The sequence below is a fragment of the Endozoicomonas sp. SESOKO1 genome (assembly GCF_024606265.1).
Lineage (GTDB): Bacteria > Pseudomonadota > Gammaproteobacteria > Pseudomonadales > Endozoicomonadaceae > Endozoicomonas.
Genome location: NZ_JAHHPP010000372.1, coordinates 1 through 2457 on the forward strand (window position 1 = coordinate 1; position 2457 = coordinate 2457).

Genomic DNA, 2457 nt, shown 5'->3' on the forward strand with positions numbered 1-2457 from the left:
AAAAAGTCAGCCAACAATTGCAGATACTGGCCTCTGAACCGGGGGTATACCCAGCAGAGCAACCGTTGGCTACGCTAGCACAACAGGCTCTCAATATCCTGTCCGACCAGCAGGCCTTGCTACCGGGAACCGCCATTATTATCCAGCAGGCCGATCATTCCCTTGAGTGGATTGCCAATAGCCGCGAGGCTGTTCTCTGGCCACCGATGCCTGCCGATTATCGCCAGGATTTGCAACAGTGGCTGGGCACGGGCATCCGCCAGGGCCATCATAGCGGCGTTTATCCTCTCCCCCTGACGCAGGCTGGGCAGCGCTCTGGTGAACAAGGATTTTTCTACGCCCGCTATACAACTGTTGACCATCATCGGGTGGCGGTGCTGAGCTTTGTATCCATGGCAGACTTTCTCCGGGAGCGAGTAGCCCTGATGGAGATGAAAGCCTATTTATTCCTGCTCGATAGTGCTGGTAAGCCCCTGTTTGAACTGGATGCCCCCCAGATCCCGACAGAGGTCAAACAACAGTATACGGACACCAGTCGTTGTTTGCTCCAGAGTGCCAGTAACTTCAATAGCTGCAGCAGTAATAGTGGCATGTTTAAGGCCAACCCCTTTTTACATATTCACCAACCGGTGGACAACGGAACACTGACCTTGTCGCTGCTACTGTCTACCTCCGGCCTTTATGGGTTGTTGCCGCAAATCATCACCTTCATTGTTGTGCAGTTACTGGCTACCATGATGATCTGGTTACTGGTTGGCCAGCTCAGCAAGTTTTTCAGCGCACTTATCCAGTCGCTGGAGAGTAGCATTGCCAGAGGTGAGCCATCCATCGCTGATCCGTTGGCCAGTCAGCGCGATCCATTCCATATTCGCCAGTTTATTGCCCGCATAACTCACCGATTGCAGCAGCGCGAAGAGCGGCAATGGACAGAGCGGGTTTCATCCTTTGACCACCTGCTTGGGAAGTTGGGTCAGGGCATCTATTACTTTACCCACGACCGGGACGGTAATATGACCTACCTCAGCCCCTGGATGCGGACTGCAGTTGGCATGACCAGGCCCATCGAAACGTACCATCACAGCTGGCTGTACTCTGACACCTCTGGCAACCAGAAGGCACTGGAGGAGACCGGGCGAGTGCTTAACGGTGCCGAAACCAGTGTGTACGAGCTGGAAATCTGCGATAAAAACGGTAACCGGTCCAACTTTGAGATCATCAAAATACCCATTTACGATGCCCAGGGCCATATTATTGGTGCCGAAGGGGTTGGCCGCAATATTACCCGCTGGGTCAGTGATGTGGCCCATTTCCGAGGCTTGTTGCAGCTTGCTCCTGATGCCATGGTCATTACTAATCACCTGGGTGTGATAGTGATGGTTAATGCCCGGGCAGAGCTTCTGACTGGCTACCAGGGTGACCTGGTGCTGGGTAAACAGCTGTGTACATTAATTGCCGACGAGGACTGCAATCAGCTCTGTGCCGGGGAAAAGCTGTTGGCGGCACCAATCAATCCATCTGGCGAGGAAATCAATATTATTACCCGGTCCGGAGAGCTGGTGCCGGTAGAATTGACCATGAATGCCATTGAAACACCGGATGGTCTGCACTATTCAATGTTTATGCGTGACATCCGTAAGCGCCGGGCAGCAGAGGAGGCGCTGTTCGCCAGCGAGCAGCGCTTACGACGCACCATCGATGCCCTGCAACATGAGTATATATTTTATTCTCAGCATCTTGATGGATCCTTTATTAATGTGACCTCATCGGTGCAGGCGATACTTGGCTATAGTCCGGAATATTTCATGAAGCACTGGCGGCAATTGTTGCACCGAAACAGTGACCGGACGTTAGTTACACAAGTATTCAACATATTATGCCAGGGTGGTAGCCATCCCAGCTACCAGTTAGAGATCATCAAAGCCGACGGCACCATTGCCACGCTGGAAATTTATGAGTCCGCAGCCATGAATGATCAAGGTGAAGTGGTGGCCATTCAAGGACTGGCTCATGACCGGACTCGCGAACGGCGGGCAGCTTCTGCATTGGCTGAGGCCAGGGACAAGGCCCAGGCCGCCAGCGACGCCAAGACCCAGTTCCTGTCCAATATGAGCCACGAGCTACGTACCCCATTAAACGGCATACTCGGCTATGCACAGCTGTTGATGGCCCAGTCCAACATCACCCCCGAACAACAGGACCAGCTACAGGGCATCCAGGCCTCTGGCCAGCATCTGCTCACTCTGATCAATGACATTCTCGATCTGAGCAAAGCTGAATCCGGCCAGCTTATGATTGCTGCCCGGCCATTCAACCTGATGGAGCTGATCGATTCCATTTATCGAATGGTTGCCCAGCAGGCAAAAGCCAAAAAGCTGGCTTTCAAAGTAACCATTAGCCCCGAGGTGCCGGTGTTTATGATCGGCGATGAGACAAAAATACAACAGATCCTCATTAATC

General features: G+C 52.8%; 1 protein-coding gene. It reads left to right on the forward strand.

Annotation, left to right across the window (positions count from 1 at the left end; all coding sequences use genetic code 11):
- Nucleotides 1-65 precede the first annotated feature (65 nt).
- Nucleotides 66-2457, forward strand: a 2392-nt coding sequence (locus tag KDK13_RS16805; protein ID WP_257286141.1) for a PAS domain S-box protein, incomplete at its 3' end; no start/stop codon positions are given.